Here is a 17,400-nt window from a genome sequence, read left to right as displayed (position 1 = left end):
GCGGGCGTCCGTTCGACTGTCGAATCGGACGCGCCGCGCCTGTCGGGTTTAAACGTAATGGTGCAACTTGCGGTGAATCAGGCGCCGACGGACTTGGCGTACGCGTCCGCGTCGATCAGGCGATCCTGCGATGCGTCCGCAGCCGGCTTGATCTTGAAGAGCCAGTTCTCGTACGGCGCGCTGTTGACGCCATCCGGCGTGTCCGCGACGGCCGGGTTCGCTTCGATGATTTCGCCCGAGACCGGCGCGTAGATATCGGAAGCGGCTTTCACCGATTCGATCACGGCGACGGTGTCGCCGGCGTTGACGGTCTTGCCCAGTTCCTGGACTTCGAAGAAGACGATGTCGCCGAGCGCTTCCTGCGCGTGGTCGGTGATGCCGACCGTCAGCGTGCCGTCCGCTTCGGTGCGGACCCACTCGTGCGATTCGGTGTATTTCAGATCGGCCGGGATGCTCATCGGATGCTCCTATGCGGTGTTATTCGGTATGAACTTAAAAGATATGACGCACGCGCCGGCTGCTTAAACTGCGAGCACTTTGCCGTTGCGTACGAACGGCAGTTTTACCACGCTTGCGGGTACGTTTTTGTCACGAATCTGGACGTGAACGGTGTCGCCCGGCTGCACGCCTTTCGGCACGCGCGCAAAGGCGATCGATTCCTGCATCGTGGGTGAAAAAGTGCCGCTGGTGATTTCGCCTTCGCCATGAGGCGTGACGACTTTCTGGTGAGCACGCAGCACGCCTGCCGCCTTGCCGTTTTCCTTCAGCAGGATCAGACCGACGAACGAGGCCTGCGAGCCGTTGGCTTCGAGTTTGTCCTTGCCGACAAATTCACGCGGCGAGGTCAGATCGACGGTCCATGCGAGACCGGCGTCGAGCGGCGAGACGTTGTCGTCCATATCCTGGCCGTACAGGTTCATGCCGGCTTCGAGACGCAGCGTGTCGCGCGCGCCAAGACCTGCGGGGCGCACGCCTTGACGCACCAATGCGTCCCAGAATTCGCAGACGGACGTGGCCGGCAGGACGATTTCGAAGCCGTCTTCGCCGGTGTAGCCGGTGCGGGCAATCATCAATTCGCCAAACGGCGTGTTGTCGACGATCGCTGCATTAAACGGCTTGAGGAGTTCGGTCGAGGTGCGGCTGGACGGCGCGACCTGCCAGACTTTGTTGCGGGCGTTCGGGCCCTGCACGGCGACGATCGCCAGATCGCGGCGCGGCGTGATGGTCAGGCCGTAGCTGCCTTCGGCATTGAGCTTGGTGAACCAGTCGACATCTTTCTCGGCGGTGCCGGCGTTGACGACCAGGCGGAAGTGCGTCTCGCTGAAGTAATAGACGATCAGATCGTCGATCACGCCGCCGTTCGGGTTCAGCAGACAGGAATAGAGCGCACGGCCCGGCGTTTGCAGCTTGGCGACGTTATTGGCCAGCGCGTGTTCGAAGAAGGCGCGCACGCGTTCGCCGGTGAAATCGACGACGCACATATGCGAGACGTCGAACATGCCGGCGTCGGTGCGCACGGCGCGGTGTTCGTCGATTTGCGAGCCGTAGTTGACGGGCATGTCCCAGCCGCCGAAATCGACCATGCGGGCGTTGAGCGCACGATGGGTGGCGTTGAGCGGGGTGTGTTTGAGTTCGGTCATGGGGCCTCAGGCGTCTCGCGAAACAAAAAAGGCCACGCGGCGCTACGCCTCGCGGCCTGCTGGCTGCGAGCGATTGCGTTGCATGGCCCCTCTGTCCTCGATACCTGAGAGATTGCGCCGCCGTGCGATGGTGAAGCTGTGATCGCTACGGTGAAACGCGCGCCCCTTCGGTGGGCAGCTTGCCAGAATCTGCTCGATGTACGTTCGACGTACGCGACACAGACGGCTACTGCCGCTCTCCAGAGTGCGAAAAACCGGTGCCTTGATGTTGCCTGGGCGCGGGTTCTTCGACGCAGTCGGTCCTTTTGCCTGAGAGTTTGCGGGTGTGCCCCTTCGGCGGCGCGGCCTGCGATTTCCTGCGGCCAGCACGCTCTCCCGACGCGTGCGGCGAATGTACGCGAGGGCCGGGGGCTTGTCAAATAAAGGCCCGCAAGGGGCATGGGGGTTGACGCTGCGGGTTCGCGAAAGTCAAAAAAAAGCGCGGGACGTAATGCCCGCGCTTCTTTGCTTCGGTGCCTGAACCGGCCCGACTAACCGACGCGATTAAGCGCCGACTTATTCGCTGACTTATTCGCCGATGGCGTGTGCCGCGTTGTCCAGTTCCTGATTCAGCACGCGCTGTTCGTCGCCGGACAGGCCGCCGCCGTGTTGCGCTGCCATGTCATGCGCTTCCTGACGGATCACGTCCAGACGGTGATGCAGGGCGCCGCCTTGCGGAGGCGGGTAGTAGCCTTGGTTGACGCGAGCGTCGATGCGACGGCTCAGGTTGTCGATACGGCCGTTGACCTGGTTGAAGCGCTGATCCGCGATCTGTTGCGGGTTAGGGCGCGGCGCCGGCGCGGGTTGCTGGGGAGCCACCACGCAGGCGGCGAGAGAACTGAGCAATGCGCATGCTGCTAGTGCGCGGACGATTCGGGGCATGGACTCTCCGGGAGGTCGTTGTCGTTTTGTGGTGCTACTGGGGTAGCAACGGATTGTCGGGGATTCACGCTGACCGCGGAGGCGGGGTTATTTGTAACGTTATGTTCCTTTCGAGGTTGTCAGGCTTTTTGCCATTGGCGGCGGCATGGTTCGCGCGCTGCCGCCAATGGCCGGAAAGCGCCCCGTAGCAAAGGAAAAAGTCAGCGAATACGTTCAAACGGCAGCCGGACACCTTCTTCTGAGCTCCGGGCTGCAAGCTCGATGATCGTCATCACGTCGACGGCATCCTGAGCGCTGACGGGAAATTTCGTGCCGTTCTGAATGGCATCAGCCAAGGCAATATAAAAGCCGACGTAGTCGCCGTTGCGCGTGGGCACCTCCCGCTCGACTTCCTGACCCTCTTCGAGCACACGCAGCACACCGGGCGCATTGCCGGCGCCGAACCCGTCATCGCCCGGCCGCAAGCCGGCCTTCAACTGATCCTCCTGGGTATCGAGCCCGTATTTCACGTAGCTCCCCTGCGTGCCGTGAATCGTAAACCTCGGCGCGACGTGCGCAGTCAACGCGCTAGCATGCAACACGACCTCGAACTCGCCGTAGCCCAGCTGGATATGGACGTAGTCCGGCGCACTGGCTTGATCGCGATGCGTTCGAACCGTCGCGGACACGGTCTGCGGTGCGCCAAACAGCGCCAGCGCCTGATCGATCAGGTGCGGTCCAAGATCGAAGAGCAAGCCGCCGCCGCGCGAAGCCTCCTCGCGCCAACGCTGCCGAACTTCCGGCCGGAAACGGTCGAAGTGCGATTCGTATTGCGTGATGCGTCCCAATTCTCTGCTGGCAAGCAGATCCCGCACGGTCAGAAAATCACCGTCCCAGCGGCGGTTATGAAAGGGGATGAACCGCTTGCTGCGAGCCAGCGCAATGTTGGCGAGCGTGTGGGCGTCGGCGGCGGTGAGCGTGACCGGTTTGTCGACCACCACGTGCTTGCCCGCTTCCAGCGCGCGGCGCGCCAGGTCGAAGTGCGTGTCATTGGGCGTCGCGATGACGACGCAGTCGATTTCTTCGAGCGCGAGCAGGGCGTCGAGATCGGCCACCACCTTCGCGTGCGGGTAATCGGCCAGCGCGTGCTCGGGCTGGCTCGTCGCGATGGCAGCGATGCTCGCTCGCCCGCAGTGCTCGATCACCGGCGCATGAAAGGTCGCGCCAGCAAAACCGTAACCCATCAATCCAATCTTCAGCGATGCGGACATGCGTGTCTTCCTGCAAAAACGGCGCGCCGCTTTGCCACCGCGGCGACGGCGCGCAACGGTGTAATTGTGGCATGTCCCGAAGGCGGACTGTCGGCATCGTCGCAGGCGCTTGCTGGCGGTGCCCATTGGGGCGCGCCCGGAAGGCGATTGCCGTGGCGTTCGGGGCGGCCCGGTCGAGCGTCCGTTTTTGTCGGCGGACGAGCTGTGATCGCGGCCCCTTTCTCGGCGGACCGACAGCGAATCTGTCACGGCATCCGCTTGGGGCATCCGTGTTAACATCGCTCCTCTCGCGCGGATCGCAGCGAGCCGGAATGCCCCTCACACCGAGGCGAGCGTCCCAGCCGCCCGCCCCGCGCAGCATGCCCCCGGGCCTTCGGTCTCGCGATTCCGCACCCAAGCGCCCTCAACCGCATTACCCATCCACTGACGATGTCCGCAGGCCTGAACCCCGCTCAAAATGAAGCGGTCCGTTATCTTGACGGCCCGTGTCTCGTGCTCGCCGGCGCTGGAAGCGGCAAGACGCGCGTGATCACGCAGAAAATCGCTCACCTGATCGAGGCCAAAGGCTTCGAGCCGCGCCACATTGCCGCCGTCACGTTCACGAACAAGGCCGCGCTGGAAATGCGCGAGCGCGTGGGCAAGCTGCTCGAGGGCAAGACGCTCACCACGCCCGGCAAGGAAGGCCGCAAAGTGCCCGTCAACCAGTTGACGGTCTGCACCTTTCACTCGCTCGGCGTGCAGATTCTGCGGCAGGAAGCGGAACACGTCGGCTTGAAGCCGCAGTTCTCGATCATGGATTCGGACGACTGCTTCGGCATGATCCAGGAGCAGGTCGGCTCGACGGACAAAGGCTTCATCCGCAAGATTCAGTCGATCATCTCGCTGTGGAAGAACGGCATGATCATGCCGGAACAGGCGATTTCGATTGCCGCGAACGAAGACGAGCATCAGGCCGCAATCGTCTACCGCAATTACGTCGCGACGCTGCACGCCTATCAGGCGGTCGATTTCGACGATCTGATCCGTCTGCCGGCCGAACTCTTCGAGAAGAACGAGCAGGTGCGCGACCGCTGGCAGAACAAGCTGCGCTATCTGCTGATCGACGAGTATCAGGACACCAACGCGTGCCAGTATGAGCTGGTGAAACTGCTGGCCGGCAAACGCGCAGCGTTTACGGCGGTCGGCGACGACGATCAGGCAATCTACGGCTGGCGCGGTGCGACGCTCGAAAACCTCGGGCAGCTCAGCAAGGATTTTCCGAAGCTGCATCTGATCAAACTCGAGCAGAACTACCGTTCGACGGTGCGTATTCTGACTGCCGCGAACAACGTGATCGCGAACAACCCAAAGCTGTTCGAAAAGAAGCTGTGGTCCGAACACGGCATGGGCGACACGATTACCGTCACACCTTGCAACGACGAAGAGCACGAGGCGGAGTCTGTGGTGTTTCGCCTGTCCGCGCACAAGTTCGAGCGGCGTGCGAATTTCCGCGACTACGCGATCCTGTACCGCGGCAACTTCCAGGCGCGCATCTTCGAACAGGTGCTGCGTCGTGAACGGATTCCGTATGTGCTGTCGGGCGGGCAGTCGTTTTTCGACAAAGCCGAGATCAAGGATATCTGCGCGTATCTGCGCCTGATCGCCAACGCGAACGACGACCCCGCGTTCATCCGCGCGATCACTACGCCGCGCCGCGGCGTCGGTAATACCACGCTCGAAGCGCTCGGTTCGTTCGCGGGCCAGGCGAAGGTGTCGCTATTCGAAGCGGTGTACATGGGCGGCATCGAGGCACGCCTGTCGCCGCGTCAGATCGAACCGATGCGCGTGTTCTGCGATTTCATGCAGCGTCTCACCGATCGCGCCGAGAAGGATGCCGCAGGGACCTTGCTCGACGAACTGATGGACGCGATTCACTACGAAGCCTATCTGTACGACGCATTCGACGAACGTCAGGCGCAGTCCAAGTGGCAGAACGTGCTCGAGTTCATGGAATGGTTGAAGCGCAAGGGCACCAAGGCCGAGCCCGAAGGTTCGGAGAAGAGCGAGGCAACCGGCTACGACACCGCCGACGGCTTCGGCGATACCGGCAAGAGCCTGCTCGGCCTGATCCAGACCGTCGCGCTGATGTCGATGCTCGAAGGCCGCGAGGAAGATCCGGACGCTGTGCGGCTTTCGACGGTGCACGCGTCGAAAGGGCTGGAGTACCCGCACGTGTTTCTGGTGGGCGTCGAAGAAGGCATCATGCCGCACCGTGGCGGCCCGGACGACGAGCCGATCGACGACGCACGCATCGAGGAAGAGCGTCGTCTGATGTACGTCGCGATCACGCGGGCGCAGCGCAGCCTGCATCTGAACTGGTGCAAGAAGCGCAAGCGCGCGCGCGAAACCGTAGTGTGCGAGCCGTCGCGCTTTATCCCCGAGATGCTGCTCGACGACGCCCCGCCGCCGACGCCCGAAGAAGCGCCGATGTCGCCGAAAGACCGGCTTGCAAGTTTGAAGGCGCTGTTGCAGAAGCCTTGAGCGTGGATGTGGATGCAAGACCCCGTGCGCGGCAGGTGCATGGGGGTTTTTTGACGCACGCACGCTACAGTGGCACGGCCCGTCAATCGGAGACCGCTCGCATGCCCACGCCCCCATTCGCGCACTATCGCCGCGCGCTCGAAACCTACATCGACGCGAAAGACAACACGCGTGCTAGTCGCATCGCCGAGGCTTTCGCGCCGGATGCGGTTCTCACCATTTCGCTCGCTACTTCGAATATCGCGTTTCCGGCACGCACAGTCGGTACCGATGCGATTGCCAAAACGCTCGTCACCGATTTCGGCGCCCAGTACGCGAAGTGCCGTACCTATTACGTGTGCGATTCGCTCGCGGTGGACAACGGCATGATCGACGCCTTACCCTGGCTGGTGGTGATGCGCGAACGGGCAACCGGCGCATTGCGCGTCGGCCACGGGGTGTATCGGTGGACTTTCGACGCAACGCCGGCCGTCACGGCGTTCCATATCCACATAGCGCGCATGGACGTCATGCCGGACGTCGACGGCAAATTGCTCGAAGCGTTGCAAGATGGGCTGAGCTATCCATGGCTCGCTCCTGCCGACCTGCACACGCATTTGACGTCACTGGCGCGTAGCACCCCGGCGTTGGCATTTGTCGAAGCGTTCAGCCGCCCTGCGGCTGTATCGGCAGACGCCTGACCCGAAGACGCGTAAAACGCATTTCGCATAAAAAATCCCTGCCCGTGTTGCCACGGTGCAGGGATTTTTTTGTCCTGCGGCAACCGCCGGAGGCGCCTTATTTCACGGCGCTCACCATGTAGTCGACCGCGGCTTTCACGTCCGCGTCGGAGGCAGTCGAGCCACCTTTCGGCGGCATCGCACCCTTGCCGTGCAGCGCGTAGTTGTAGACCGTGTCCATCGAGTCTTTCAGACGCGGCGCCCATGCGTCCTTGTCGCCGAACTTCGGTGCGTTCAGCACGCCAGCCGCGTGACACGCCTGGCAAACCTGCTGATACAACGCCTTGCCGGCTTGCGAGGCGTCCGCGCTTTGTGCCCCGCCTGCAGCCGGCGCAGCCGCCTGCGGCACGCTTGCCATGGCCGCCATTGCTGCAGCGGCTTGGGCGGCGCCAGCGTCCGAAGCACCTGCCGGCGCCGCGGCAGCAGCGCCAGACGCGGCGGCTGCCGCACCTGCTGCCGGCTGTGCCGGTTCAGGGAAGCTCGCGCCGGAATTGTTCGCCATGTAAGCCACCGCGCGGGCGATTTCGAAGTCGCTGTAGTCGTCCGGGCTGGTGCCGCCACGCGCGGGCATCGCGCCCTTGCCGGTCAGCGCCGTGTGCAACAACGTGTCGAAGCCCTGCGCGATGCGCGGCGCCCAGTCGGCGGTATTGGTGAATTTCGGCGCGCCTGCCGCACCCGACGCGTGACACGCGGAGCAAACGGCCTTGTAGACCTCTTCGCCGGTCTTGTAGACGCGCGGCGCATTGGCGTCGCGAATGTCGACTTGCGCGAACGGCTTGATGCGCGCGCTGACCTCAGCGTCGGAAAGACTGTCGGTGCCTGCGCCCGTGCGCGTCGAATTATCGACGTAGATCACTAGCAGAACGATGATGACGATCGGTACCGCAAAGCTGGCAATGATCGCGGCGATGAGCTGCCCGGGGGTTTTGATTGGGGCTCCGTGTGGTGCTTCGCTCATGCTTGTCTCGTCTCCGTGGGTATGTGAGCGGTACAGCGTGACGGCAACTTCTTGTTCTTTAATCAGGCACGGACGATTATAGACGCAACATTTCGGCGGCGGCGAGGGGCGCGGCGAGGTGTTCAGCAGGCGTTTACCCGCATCGCGGGCTGCGGCCGGCGTCGGCGGGATGGCGGGCAGGAGGCGCTCAATCCCGCCATATAGGCCGCCCGGTGGACGGTTTGGCCGAAACCGGGTATCCTTTCGGTCTCGCTTTGGCGTCGCTCCTGTTCAGGTTGCCGCGCTTTCGTGTTGAAGCGCCCGTAGCTCAATGGATAGAGTACTGCCCTCCGAAGGCAGGGGTTGCTGGTTCGATCCCAGCCGGGCGCACCAACTTAGGTCGTTATGAATTAATGACCTGTCTGCATCAAATCCGAATACTTCAGTACAAAATCCCCTGTCAGGGGCGCCAGTTTTGTCCCTGAATGTCCCCGTCACCTCCCGCGCTACATTTCCTGCTTTTCGCATCGTTTCGAACGCGCGCATCATCGCGAACTTTCTCGCCGTCGCCTGACTTCCGTTCCATTCTGTTCTGTTGGTTTCGGCATGAGGATCTCAACTGCCGGATAGTCGAAGAATCCAAACACGATCGCGCGAGTCTGGCGCCTTGTATTTAGGATCGCAGATTAATTATTGAAAATCTATCCCATCAAAATCCTGACACACGTCTTACGCATCGATTAACTCCATCGCGATTGTGAGCCGTTGATCCGATTAAATGCATGCGACCCTTAACTATTAAAAGTAGATCAGATGCATTTGTCTGAGGTTTAATAAGATGCGGCACCAATTAAATATAGTCGGACTATATCGTATTTGTCTGATGTATTTGGTGATGTTTTAATATAGGTCAAGAACGCTCTCAGAGCCGCTAGGTAATTATTTTTAATATGCTGGGAAGCATTTTGTCGGATTGCGCTTAAGAGCCGTAAACCCTTGCTGAGCGGCGATAAGCGGGTGGCAGGAAATTATTGCCGACAATTCCCATATCACAAATCGGCTAGTTACGCTTGGTTACGACTCGCGCTTAAAATTTTGTTTCATTTATGTATCATTGCTTTTCGTCAGGCCAGACCGGTAAAAGATGCTTTTTTCGGAATGATAATCCATTCCGTCACCATAATTTACCTGTTGATCCGCCGCCATTTATTGGCCTGAACTCAAGGATGCAATCGAACTAACGTCACGTCACATTAAGTCAGACGATTATATGTGACCTGGCCACTCCCAGTTCATTCTGCCGGCAGACCCTCTGTCCCTTAAGCGCGGAACACTCGTTAGGTGTACTTCCTGTTGTTGCGTGCCTCGCGTAGCGACGTCCTCAAGACGCGAACGTTGTTCGTTTTAATGGCCGGGCTCGATCGGCCTTGATACAGAGATGCCCAATTCCAGCGAATACTTTCCAAACCTCGACATTTCATTCGATCAACCGTCTCGACGCAGAAAATTTCTGACCGTCCTCGCACTCGCTGCGGGAGCGCTGGCCCTCGCAGGTTGCGGGGGCGAGGGCTCGGGTGACGTCAATTCACCTGCAGTAGCCGCTGATGCCGTCGCTCCTGGTGCTGTCGCCAATGCGGCCACCAACGTCGCTGGCATGGGCGAGGTCACCAACGACACCCCCGCCGGCGTCAGCGGAGACAGCACCTCCGGGAACGGCGACAGCCCGAACCACGGCCGCGTCGTGCTGCGAAAGGCTGGGCAAGGCGATTGACGGAACGGTCGGTAACGTTCTGCAGATCGCTGATCAGAGCCATATCGATTTAACGGATCTCACGCTGCACACGAATACCCACATCTGCCTTACGAGCGGTGCGTCGAACAAGCTGTTCACACGCGACTCGACGGACCACGCGATAGGCAGATTTGGGCAGTGCAGAATGTCACGCTCGAAAGCCCGTACATTGACGGGAGCAAGGAACTGAACTCCACCTGCGACAACCCGCACGATAGCGAATCGGGCATGGGTGTCTCCATCCTCGCTAGGGAGGTTGACGTTGGTGGACTCAATCCGGGCACGAGCATTTTTTATAGTAGAGAAATGAAACTCAAGCTACTCGCACTATTCGCCTTCCTTACAATATTGTGTGGACAGCCGCTGTCGGCCCTCGCACAGACGACTACACCCATCGCACAACTCGTCGCGCTCCAACCGCCGGTGAACGGCACTGGCGCCGACCGGTTTGCCATGGACGTGAATTGCAACCTGTGGAGCGCGGACCAAACGGCGCTGAGCGAATGCTCGAAAGACCTCGACCTGATCACCGGATTGGGCGTCGGCACGGTTCGCCTTGGTGTTTCCTGGGACTTCATGGTGCTCGCCGATGGCAGCACGCTGGATCCGAACAAGGTGGCCTTCCTCAAATCGCTTCTCAATGCCGCCCGGACGCGCGGCATGAAGATTCTCTTCCAGGTGGGCATGTACGCGCCTGCCAGCGCCTACAAATGTGCCGCTACTCAGAGTCCGCCGAGCGGATCTTCGCCGCGGCTCGACTTCTGTGATGCTGCCTTTTCGAAATACATGAGCTCGCTGATGGACGTGGTCTTGCCGTTCACCGCCGATATCGAGCTGTTCAATGAAGTCAACTGGGGCTTCTCGGCGTCCAATCCGTCGTACGGGAACGCGAAGGGCATCACCGGCTACATGCTGGCGCGTGAGAAAACGCTCTATACGAACACCAGGAAAATCCTGAACACCAAGGCGCAGTCCGGCTACCGGACCGTCCTGCATACTCAGGGAATCTCTTACTTCTACAACTCGGCCTACCCGAACAATGGTTGGAAACCGCCTGCTTCGAGCATGTTGATCCAGGCCACCGATGACATCAAAGCCATCGGAAACAACACGGCGAGTGCCGCCAGCCCCTTGAATGCTTCCGTTGACGTGGTCGATATCCATCCCTACTTCAACAGCAGCGAATACGTCATGCTGGTGCAAGCGTTTATCGATACGATGTCGAGCGTTGTTCCGAACGGACCTAAAAAGCTTTGGCTGACGGAAACCAACAATGGGACTGATGGCACCGACGCTGGACAACTCGCGGCCTTCAACCAGTTGAAAGTGCTGATGAACAACGGCTCCGTGCAGAAAGCGTTCTGGTATGTCGTGCGCAACGGCGATCCGAGCAATGGCGAAGGCGACGGCTATTCGATTTACGATACCAACCGAAACCTGATCCGCCCTCAGCTCGCCGCTGCCATTCAAGCGTATAGCGCGACGATTCCGCGTTCGCAGCGGTTCTTGTCGGGCTCCTACCTGGCGCCCGTTAAGTAAGCAGCGTTATCCACTGCGATCCGTGATGTCAATCGCTTCACACAGCGATTGACTCATCGAACAGGTCGAGCCAGCGGGGTATGTGACCCGCTGGCTCGATTTGCGTTGGGGCGCCGCCGCGGTGCCTCCCACCGGCGAGTTTCATCCGGTCACACCCTGACCAGCAGCTTCCCAAGGTTCTTCCCTTCAAACAGGCTATTGAGCGCGTTCGGCAACGCGTCGAAACCATCGACGTACGTCTCCTGGTACACGATTTCGCCGTTCTTCACCCACGGCGAGACGATCTGCAGCATCTCGTCCATCCGATGCGTGAAGTCGCGCGCGAGAATGCCCTGGATCGTCGCGCGCTGAAACAGCATGTGCTGCAGGAAGCGCGGCGCGAGGTCCGGCGTGTCGAGACCGCCGTTGTACTGAGCGATCGCGCCGCAGATGACGATTCGCGCGCGGCGCTTGATGAGCGGGATCACCGCATCGGTGACCATGCCGCCCACGTTGTCGAAATAGACGTCGACGCCACCGGTCGCTGCCTGCAGCGCTGATTGCAAGCCTTCAAGTGTGGGATGCGCCCGGTAGTCGACCGCACCGTCGAGCTTCAGCGTGTCGGTCAGAAACGCGCACTTGTCCGGGCCGCCCGCGATCCCGATGACGCGGCACCCGGCACGCTTGCCGAACTGCGCGACCAACGAACCGACCGCACCCGCCGCACCGGACACGACCAGCGTGTCGCCTGGACGCGGCTTGCCTGCTTCCATCAAACCGAACCACGCGGTGCGTCCGGGCATGCCGAGCACGCCGAGCGCGGTCGAAACCGGCGCTGCGTCGGGGTTCAGTTTGGTCAGCTCGCTGTGATGACACTTGGCGTAAAGTTGCCAGCCGCTATAGGCCGACACCCAGTCGCCCTGCTTGAAAAGCGGACTCGCCGACGCCACCACTTCTCCCACCACGCCCGCCCGCTGCACGATCCCGAGCGGATGCGGCACGTCGTAAGTATTGCGCTCGTGCTGCTGGATCCGGATGTACGGATCGACGCTGACGATACGCGCCCGGATCAACACTTCATTCGATGACAAATTGTCGTCAAGCTCGCTTTCGCGCAACTCGTAATGCTCGTCGCCAACTCGCCCTTCGGGACGCTTGACGTAAAACCACTGGCGATTCTGGTAGTTCATGTGAGGACTCACTGCTGTCGTATACGGTGAGTGATCTTACCAGTGGGGCGATCACGCGCTCGCCGGCTGACGTCGCAGCGCCGGACGGGCGCGGTGAAACCGGGAGCATCGCATGCGCCAGATCCCAAGCTTGTTGAAAGCCGTGCGTCCCGTTAGAATCCTCGGGTCATTGGGGAGTAGCCTTCCTTCATCCATTGAAGGAGAGCGCGTCAACATACTTGGCCTGCGGGTCATGGCGCGTTCGACCGGGTCGGTTTGGCGAGACCATTGGCGCACTGCTTCGTTCTGGTCGGACGGGTCGCGGTGCGTCATTGGTTCGTTATTTACGTCCGACCGCGGAGTTGCCCTGTGAAACATCGTTGTGCCCTGCCAGTCTCCCCACCTGTCCGTCCGTTGTGCCGCTTCCCCTTTGCATTTGCGGGGAGCCACGCATGACCGGTCTTCTGTTCGAACTCGCGATCATGCTGGTCGTCATTCTGGTGGCGGCCGAGCTCTTCACCAATGCACTCGAACATCTCGGCGAGCGTCTGAAAATCTCCGAAGGTGTGACAGGTTCGCTGTTCGCTGCGGTCGGCACCGCCTTGCCCGAAACCCTCGTCCCGCTGCTCGCGATTGCGGGCGGCACGACCGATAGCGCGGTCAACCAGGAGATCGGCGTCGGGGCGATTCTCGGCGCGCCGCTCATGCTCTCCACCCTCTCCACCTTCCTGATGACGCTCGCGATTCTCGGTTCGCGCGGCGCCGGCGGCTGGGTTACGCCGGAACGCACGGGTTTCACGCGCGATCTGAATTACTTCCTGTGTGCCTTTGTGCTGGCGGCTGCGGCAATGTATGTGCCGCACGAACAGATGATCGTGCGGGGGCTGTTCAGCGCGGCGCTGGTCGGTGTGTACATCACGTATGTGGTGATGACGTTCCGTGCATCGAACGAACTGGTCGACGCCGGTCACGGCACCGAAGCGCCGGGCAGGATGCTGCTGTCGCGTCTTGGCTTGCCCACCAATCTCGCGACCATCGCGGTGCAACTGGTGCTGGCGGTTGCCTTGCTGGTGTGGGGCGCGGAAGGCTTCATCCACGGTGTGCGGGGCGTGTCGCAGGTACTCGGCATCTCGCCGTTGCTGCTGTCGCTGCTGATCATTCCGATTGCCACCGAGTTGCCGGAGAAGGTCAACAGCATCCTGTGGATTCGCCGTGGCAAGGACACGCTGGCGTTCGGCAACATCACCGGTGCAATGGTGTTCCAGGGCACGTTGCTGCCCGCGATCGGGATTCTGCTGACGCCGTGGACGCCGCGTATCGAAGTCGTGACCGGCATCGTGATCACGCTCGCCGCCGCCGCATGGCTGCGGATCAACGTGCGCGCGCGCGGCGTGCCGGTTTGGGCGCTGCTGGTGTGCGGCGTGTTGTACGCCGGCTATCTGGTCATCACGCTCACCCGCTAGGCGAGTGATGAAAGAGCGGGAAGGCCGCCGAAGCGCGGCCTTCCCGACGAGCCCCCTTAATTGGACGGCGCCGCCGCAGTCGTTGCCGCGCTATCCGGCTTGAACACCGTCGTCCAGTCGTCTTTCATATCGACGACGAGCCAGCCTTTCGCGCCGGCTTCGTCCAGCCCCTTGTCGAGCTTGCCGCTTTTCGCCGCGCGGTCGTACGCATACTCTCGTTCACCGTCGGTGTGATGCAGCAGGCCCGCGAGGCGCGGGCCGTCGCCTGCCGACGTCCACTCGAGCATCGGCACATCGCCGTCCGCATTGCCGAATGCGATCACAGGACGCCGACCGATCACGCGGTCGATAGCAAGCGGTTTGGCCGCGCCGTCGACGAGCGTGTCAACCTGCGCAAGCCGGGTCAGCGCTATAGCGCCGTTCGTCTGGCTGTACTTGTATTTGACGGTGCTGCCGATCACCTGCTCGGGCGGAATGCCGTACACGCGCTGCGCGATATCACGGACGAACTCGACATCGCTGCCCGTCACCAGATAGGTCCTGAAACCGTTGGCGCGCAAATAGGCGAGCAACTCGAGCATCGGCTGATAAGCGAGGTCCGCGTACGGGCGATTGAAGCGCGGGTCGCTCGCGGAATCGAACCATTCGTGCACGAGCCCGGCGAACTGGTCGCTAGTCATGCCGGCATGCGCCGACGCCAGCAGTTTCATCGAACCGGCGTCGCCGCTCGCCGCGATGCTCTTCAGATTGCCTTTCAGAATCGAGCGGAACGGTTCCTGCCGTTTCCATTCCGGATGCCGGCCGGCTACCGTTTTCACCCGTTGCAGCGCGAACACCAGTTGCACGGAGGCGGGTTGTTCCGGCCATAACGTGCCGTCGTTGTCGAACACGGCGATCCGGTCCGCGCGCGGGATGAAATCCTTCGACTCCGGCGTGGTAACCAACGTGACGAAATCGACAATCGAGCGTTTGGTCGCGGAGTCGTTCCACGAGGCGAGGGTTGCGGCGCTCGACGCGCCGGCTGGCGACTCGCTCGCGTCATGGTGCGGCGTAACGGTGCAAGCGGAAAGAACCACGACGGTCAAGGCAATGCAGTACCGGTGCATCGTGCGAATCATGAAAGCCTCATCAAAAGCGGTGGATCGAACTTTGAGCGAGCGCAAGTCTAATGGGACACGGCGAATGTTGCAGCGCATTTTGTTGCTTTTTTTAGCGACGGCGTCAATGCCGGTAATTTGCAAATGGCGTATCTCGCTATGCGGGCTTTTATACAAAAAGCAAACAAATGCCCAAAACTATGGCATATGTGTGGAATAAGAGTGGCGGTAAAAATCTAGTTTCTTCCGGAATTGAGTGGCTTTCGCTCGTGTTACAAATTTATTTCTGTAATCTCTGGAAACCTTTGCTACCATTCCGCCACAACACGCTCGTACTGTGAATTTTTTACCTCCGCATGCGTTGTTTGGTGCCGCGTCTCTTGAGTCTTAAAGGAGCGTCCATGCAAGCCTGTATCCGGCTGTACAGTTTTTTCCAGCTTGCTCGAGAGACTTAGCGCGAATTAATCGCGTATCTCATCCGTTTTGCATATTTTCCCGGCTGCGCGTGGCCGCCGGGCGCGGCGAACTTACGCTCGCAATTAGTTCGACGCAATTTGAAATACGAATGCCATTGCTTTTGCTTTATATGCATTAGGCAAAAGAAAGCGTTCGCCTATAAGAAATGCCCATATACGAGGTGCAGGAATGGGTTGCAAAGGCGTGGTTAGATCGGCTGCGTTATACGCCGCCTCGGTGATGTTGTCGCCGGCGTTCGCTCAGGCCTCGGCCGACGAAGCCAATAAAAGTAATAACCCACTTAATCTGGCCGCTTCGCTCAACATCCAGAATTACTACACGTCGAGCGTGTTCGGCGCGAGCGCGCATACCAACGATCTGCTTTTGCGCCCCACCGTGCCGAAGTTCACCATCTTCGCGGGGCTGAACATGACGTTCGGCAAGTAAGCACAAAAACCAGGCATAGAAACAGAGGGCCTAACTCATGACCTTATTCAAACGTCTGCCTATCTGCGCAGTCATCGCGGCTTTGTCATTGGCAATGTTGCCGCATACGCGAGCCGTCGCTCAAGCGAGCGCCCCCACGGCGGCGGCAGCGGCGGTCACCGCCTCGCCTGAAGAAGCGAGAGCGATCGCCAAAGACGCGTTCCTCTATGCGTATCCGATGCTGTTCAACTACAAGACGCTTTATGAGCAGGCGATCGATTCCAGTTCGAAGGCTTATGTAGGCGGCTTCGGCAAGTTCCGCAACTACTCGCATCCGTACGGTCCGGAGAACAAGGACATCGTCACGCCGAACAATGACACGCCGTACTCGTGGGCGTGGCTCGATCTGCGTCGCGAGCCGTGGGTGCTGACGGTGCCCGCGGTGCCGAAAGAGCGCTACTACGTCTTCCAGTGGATCGACCTGTACACCTACAACTTCGCCTATGTCGGTTCGCGGGCCACGGGCAATGGCGCGGGCCACTATCTGTTCGCCGGCCCGAACTGGCACGGTGATACGCCCAAGGGCATCGACAAGGTGTTCCGCTCCGAAACAGACCTGATTCTGACGCTCGGCCGCACGGCGCTCAACGGCGCGAGCGACGTCAAAAACGTCGAGGCGATCCAGAAGCAATACAAGCTCACGCCGCTGTCCGCGTTTGAACACGCGGCTGCACCGCCGCCCGTCGCGAAGCTTGATTTTCCGAAGTGGGATGAAGCGAAGGCGACTTCGGTGGACTTCATCGCGTATCTGAACTTCATGCTGCAGTTCACGCAGCCGCCGGCGCCGTCCGAGCAGGAATTGATGGCGCGCTTCGCGAAGATCGGCATTGCGCCTGGCGCGCCGTTTGATCCGGCCGCCTTGCCGCCGGAAACGCGCGCCGCGCTTGAGGCAGGCGTTGCGGACGGCAAAGCCGCATTGGCGGACGCTGAAAAACACACCACCGGTTCGTTCAGCCTGTTCGGCAGCCGTGCGGATCTGAAGGACGACTACACCACCCGCGCCGTCGCGGCGGCGATGGGGATTTACGGCAACACGAAGGAAGAAGCGGTCTACGTCGGCACGCGTGTGAACGGCGAACACGCACAACTGCTCGGCTCGCAGCCGTACGTGTTGCACTTCGACAAGAAGGACCTGCCGCCCGCGAAATTCTTCTGGTCGATGACGCTGTACGACCTGCCTGCGCGCCATCTGGTCGCGAATCCGATCAACCGCTACTCGATTGGCGATCGCACCAAGGGGCTGAAGTACGGCGCCGACGGCTCGCTGGATATCTACGTGCAGAACACGTCGCCCGGCGCGGACAAGACGTCGAACTGGCTGCCGGCGCCCACCGGTGCGTACACCCTCGTCATGCGCATCTACGGCCCGGACGAGAAGGTGCTCGACGGCGACTGGAAATTCCCCGAGCCCCAAAAGCGCTAATCCGCACAT

14 protein-coding genes, 1 tRNA gene and 3 riboswitches are annotated in these 17,400 nt (G+C 60.7%); of the genes, 8 read left to right on the top strand and 7 right to left on the bottom strand.

Going from position 1 to position 17,400, the window contains the following annotated elements; translation table 11 throughout:
- Nucleotides 1–77: 77 nt before the first annotated feature.
- From gcvH to R8871_RS32080, 4 genes are all read right to left on the bottom strand, one after another.
- Nucleotides 78–458: a glycine cleavage system protein GcvH gene (gene gcvH / locus R8871_RS32095; protein WP_063497688.1), complete on the bottom strand. Its 381-nt coding sequence runs from the start codon at nucleotides 456–458 to the stop codon at nucleotides 78–80.
- Nucleotides 459–521: 63 nt separating this feature from the next.
- Nucleotides 522–1,640, bottom strand: a complete 1,119-nt coding sequence (gene gcvT / locus R8871_RS32090) for a glycine cleavage system aminomethyltransferase GcvT (protein ID WP_175054050.1) — start codon at nucleotides 1,638–1,640, stop codon at nucleotides 522–524.
- Between the two features lie 81 nt (nucleotides 1,641–1,721).
- Nucleotides 1,722–1,893, bottom strand: a riboswitch (glycine riboswitch).
- A 34-nt stretch (nucleotides 1,894–1,927) separates the two neighbouring features.
- Nucleotides 1,928–2,028: riboswitch (glycine riboswitch) on the bottom strand.
- 179 nt (nucleotides 2,029–2,207) lie between these two features.
- Nucleotides 2,208–2,561: a hypothetical protein gene (locus R8871_RS32085; protein WP_175054049.1), complete on the bottom strand. Its 354-nt coding sequence runs from the start codon at nucleotides 2,559–2,561 to the stop codon at nucleotides 2,208–2,210.
- Nucleotides 2,562–2,761: 200 nt separating this feature from the next.
- A complete protein-coding gene (locus R8871_RS32080; protein ID WP_175054048.1) occupies nucleotides 2,762–3,811 on the bottom strand; it encodes an oxidoreductase in 1,050 nt (349 codons plus the stop codon).
- A gap of 429 nt (nucleotides 3,812–4,240) precedes the next feature.
- On the opposite strand from R8871_RS32080, the gene R8871_RS32075 reads away from it, so the two are divergent.
- A complete protein-coding gene (locus tag R8871_RS32075; RefSeq protein WP_175054047.1) occupies nucleotides 4,241–6,331 on the top strand; it encodes a UvrD-helicase domain-containing protein in 2,091 nt (696 codons plus the stop codon).
- A 101-nt stretch (nucleotides 6,332–6,432) separates the two neighbouring features.
- On the top strand, nucleotides 6,433–7,011 hold the full coding sequence (locus R8871_RS32070; protein ID WP_175054046.1) for a hypothetical protein: 579 nt from the start codon (nucleotides 6,433–6,435) through the stop codon (nucleotides 7,009–7,011).
- A 97-nt stretch (nucleotides 7,012–7,108) separates the two neighbouring features.
- On the opposite strand, the gene R8871_RS32065 is transcribed toward R8871_RS32070, so the two are convergent.
- A complete protein-coding gene (locus tag R8871_RS32065; protein ID WP_175054045.1) occupies nucleotides 7,109–8,008 on the bottom strand; it encodes a c-type cytochrome in 900 nt (299 codons plus the stop codon).
- A gap of 296 nt (nucleotides 8,009–8,304) precedes the next feature.
- Here R8871_RS32065 and R8871_RS32060 point away from each other — a divergent pair.
- The 3 genes from R8871_RS32060 (at nucleotide 8,305) to R8871_RS32050 (ending at nucleotide 11,318) form a co-directional block, all read left to right on the top strand.
- Nucleotides 8,305–8,380: transfer RNA gene (locus R8871_RS32060), tRNA-Arg, on the top strand.
- 1,045 nt (nucleotides 8,381–9,425) lie between these two features.
- Nucleotides 9,426–9,758, top strand: coding sequence for a hypothetical protein (locus R8871_RS32055; protein WP_175054044.1), 333 nt, complete (start codon nucleotides 9,426–9,428; stop codon nucleotides 9,756–9,758).
- A gap of 159 nt (nucleotides 9,759–9,917) precedes the next feature.
- The gene (locus R8871_RS32050; RefSeq protein WP_246287907.1) at nucleotides 9,918–11,318 is read left to right on the top strand and encodes a glycosyl hydrolase; all 1,401 of its coding nucleotides are present in this window, start codon (nucleotides 9,918–9,920) and stop codon (nucleotides 11,316–11,318) included.
- A gap of 149 nt (nucleotides 11,319–11,467) precedes the next feature.
- On the opposite strand, the gene R8871_RS32045 is transcribed toward R8871_RS32050, so the two are convergent.
- Nucleotides 11,468–12,487 carry an NADP-dependent oxidoreductase gene (locus R8871_RS32045; protein WP_175054043.1) on the bottom strand — a complete coding sequence of 340 codons (1,020 nt, stop codon included), beginning with the start codon at nucleotides 12,485–12,487 and terminating at the stop codon, nucleotides 11,468–11,470.
- 159 nt (nucleotides 12,488–12,646) lie between these two features.
- A riboswitch (yybP-ykoY riboswitch) is annotated at nucleotides 12,647–12,818 on the top strand.
- A 100-nt stretch (nucleotides 12,819–12,918) separates the two neighbouring features.
- Here R8871_RS32045 and R8871_RS32040 point away from each other — a divergent pair.
- Nucleotides 12,919–13,929, top strand: coding sequence for a sodium:calcium antiporter (locus R8871_RS32040; RefSeq protein WP_175054042.1), 1,011 nt, complete (start codon nucleotides 12,919–12,921; stop codon nucleotides 13,927–13,929).
- Nucleotides 13,930–13,985: 56 nt separating this feature from the next.
- Here the strand turns inward: R8871_RS32040 and R8871_RS32035 are convergent, their stop codons facing one another.
- The gene (locus R8871_RS32035) at nucleotides 13,986–15,047 is read right to left on the bottom strand and encodes an HAD family hydrolase (RefSeq protein WP_175054041.1); all 1,062 of its coding nucleotides are present in this window, start codon (nucleotides 15,045–15,047) and stop codon (nucleotides 13,986–13,988) included.
- 624 nt (nucleotides 15,048–15,671) lie between these two features.
- Between R8871_RS32035 and R8871_RS32030 the strand changes: the two genes are divergently transcribed.
- Complete coding sequence (locus R8871_RS32030) at nucleotides 15,672–15,929, top strand: hypothetical protein (RefSeq protein ID WP_175053918.1); 258 nt, start codon at nucleotides 15,672–15,674, stop codon at nucleotides 15,927–15,929.
- Between the two features lie 37 nt (nucleotides 15,930–15,966).
- Nucleotides 15,967–17,391 (top strand): DUF1254 domain-containing protein, encoded by a 1,425-nt coding sequence (locus R8871_RS32025; protein ID WP_246287905.1) that lies wholly within the window; start codon nucleotides 15,967–15,969, stop codon nucleotides 17,389–17,391.
- The last annotated feature ends 9 nt before the right edge of the window (nucleotides 17,392–17,400 follow it).

Source organism: Paraburkholderia sediminicola (assembly GCF_902859805.1).
GTDB lineage: Bacteria > Pseudomonadota > Gammaproteobacteria > Burkholderiales > Burkholderiaceae > Paraburkholderia > Paraburkholderia sediminicola.
The sequence above is the reverse complement of the archived record's forward strand: the minus strand, read 5'-3'. Positions and strand labels throughout refer to the sequence as shown.

What these genes read in the sequence shown, in the direction of transcription:
- gcvH (WP_063497688.1), bottom strand. Translation starts at nt 458, where the DNA reads ATGAGCATCCCGGCCGATCTGAAATACACCGAATCGCACGAGTGGGTC.
- gcvT (WP_175054050.1), bottom strand. Translation starts at nt 1,640, where the DNA reads ATGACCGAACTCAAACACACCCCGCTCAACGCCACCCATCGTGCGCTC.
- R8871_RS32085 (WP_175054049.1), bottom strand. Translation starts at nt 2,561, where the DNA reads ATGCCCCGAATCGTCCGCGCACTAGCAGCATGCGCATTGCTCAGTTCT.
- R8871_RS32080 (WP_175054048.1), bottom strand. Translation starts at nt 3,811, where the DNA reads ATGTCCGCATCGCTGAAGATTGGATTGATGGGTTACGGTTTTGCTGGC.
- R8871_RS32075 (WP_175054047.1), top strand. Translation starts at nt 4,241, where the DNA reads ATGTCCGCAGGCCTGAACCCCGCTCAAAATGAAGCGGTCCGTTATCTT.
- R8871_RS32070 (WP_175054046.1), top strand. Translation starts at nt 6,433, where the DNA reads ATGCCCACGCCCCCATTCGCGCACTATCGCCGCGCGCTCGAAACCTAC.
- R8871_RS32065 (WP_175054045.1), bottom strand. Translation starts at nt 8,008, where the DNA reads ATGAGCGAAGCACCACACGGAGCCCCAATCAAAACCCCCGGGCAGCTC.
- R8871_RS32055 (WP_175054044.1), top strand. Translation starts at nt 9,426, where the DNA reads ATGCCCAATTCCAGCGAATACTTTCCAAACCTCGACATTTCATTCGAT.
- R8871_RS32045 (WP_175054043.1), bottom strand. Translation starts at nt 12,487, where the DNA reads ATGAACTACCAGAATCGCCAGTGGTTTTACGTCAAGCGTCCCGAAGGG.
- R8871_RS32040 (WP_175054042.1), top strand. Translation starts at nt 12,919, where the DNA reads ATGACCGGTCTTCTGTTCGAACTCGCGATCATGCTGGTCGTCATTCTG.
- R8871_RS32035 (WP_175054041.1), bottom strand. Translation starts at nt 15,047, where the DNA reads ATGATTCGCACGATGCACCGGTACTGCATTGCCTTGACCGTCGTGGTT.
- R8871_RS32030 (WP_175053918.1), top strand. Translation starts at nt 15,672, where the DNA reads ATGGGTTGCAAAGGCGTGGTTAGATCGGCTGCGTTATACGCCGCCTCG.
- R8871_RS32025 (WP_246287905.1), top strand. Translation starts at nt 15,967, where the DNA reads ATGACCTTATTCAAACGTCTGCCTATCTGCGCAGTCATCGCGGCTTTG.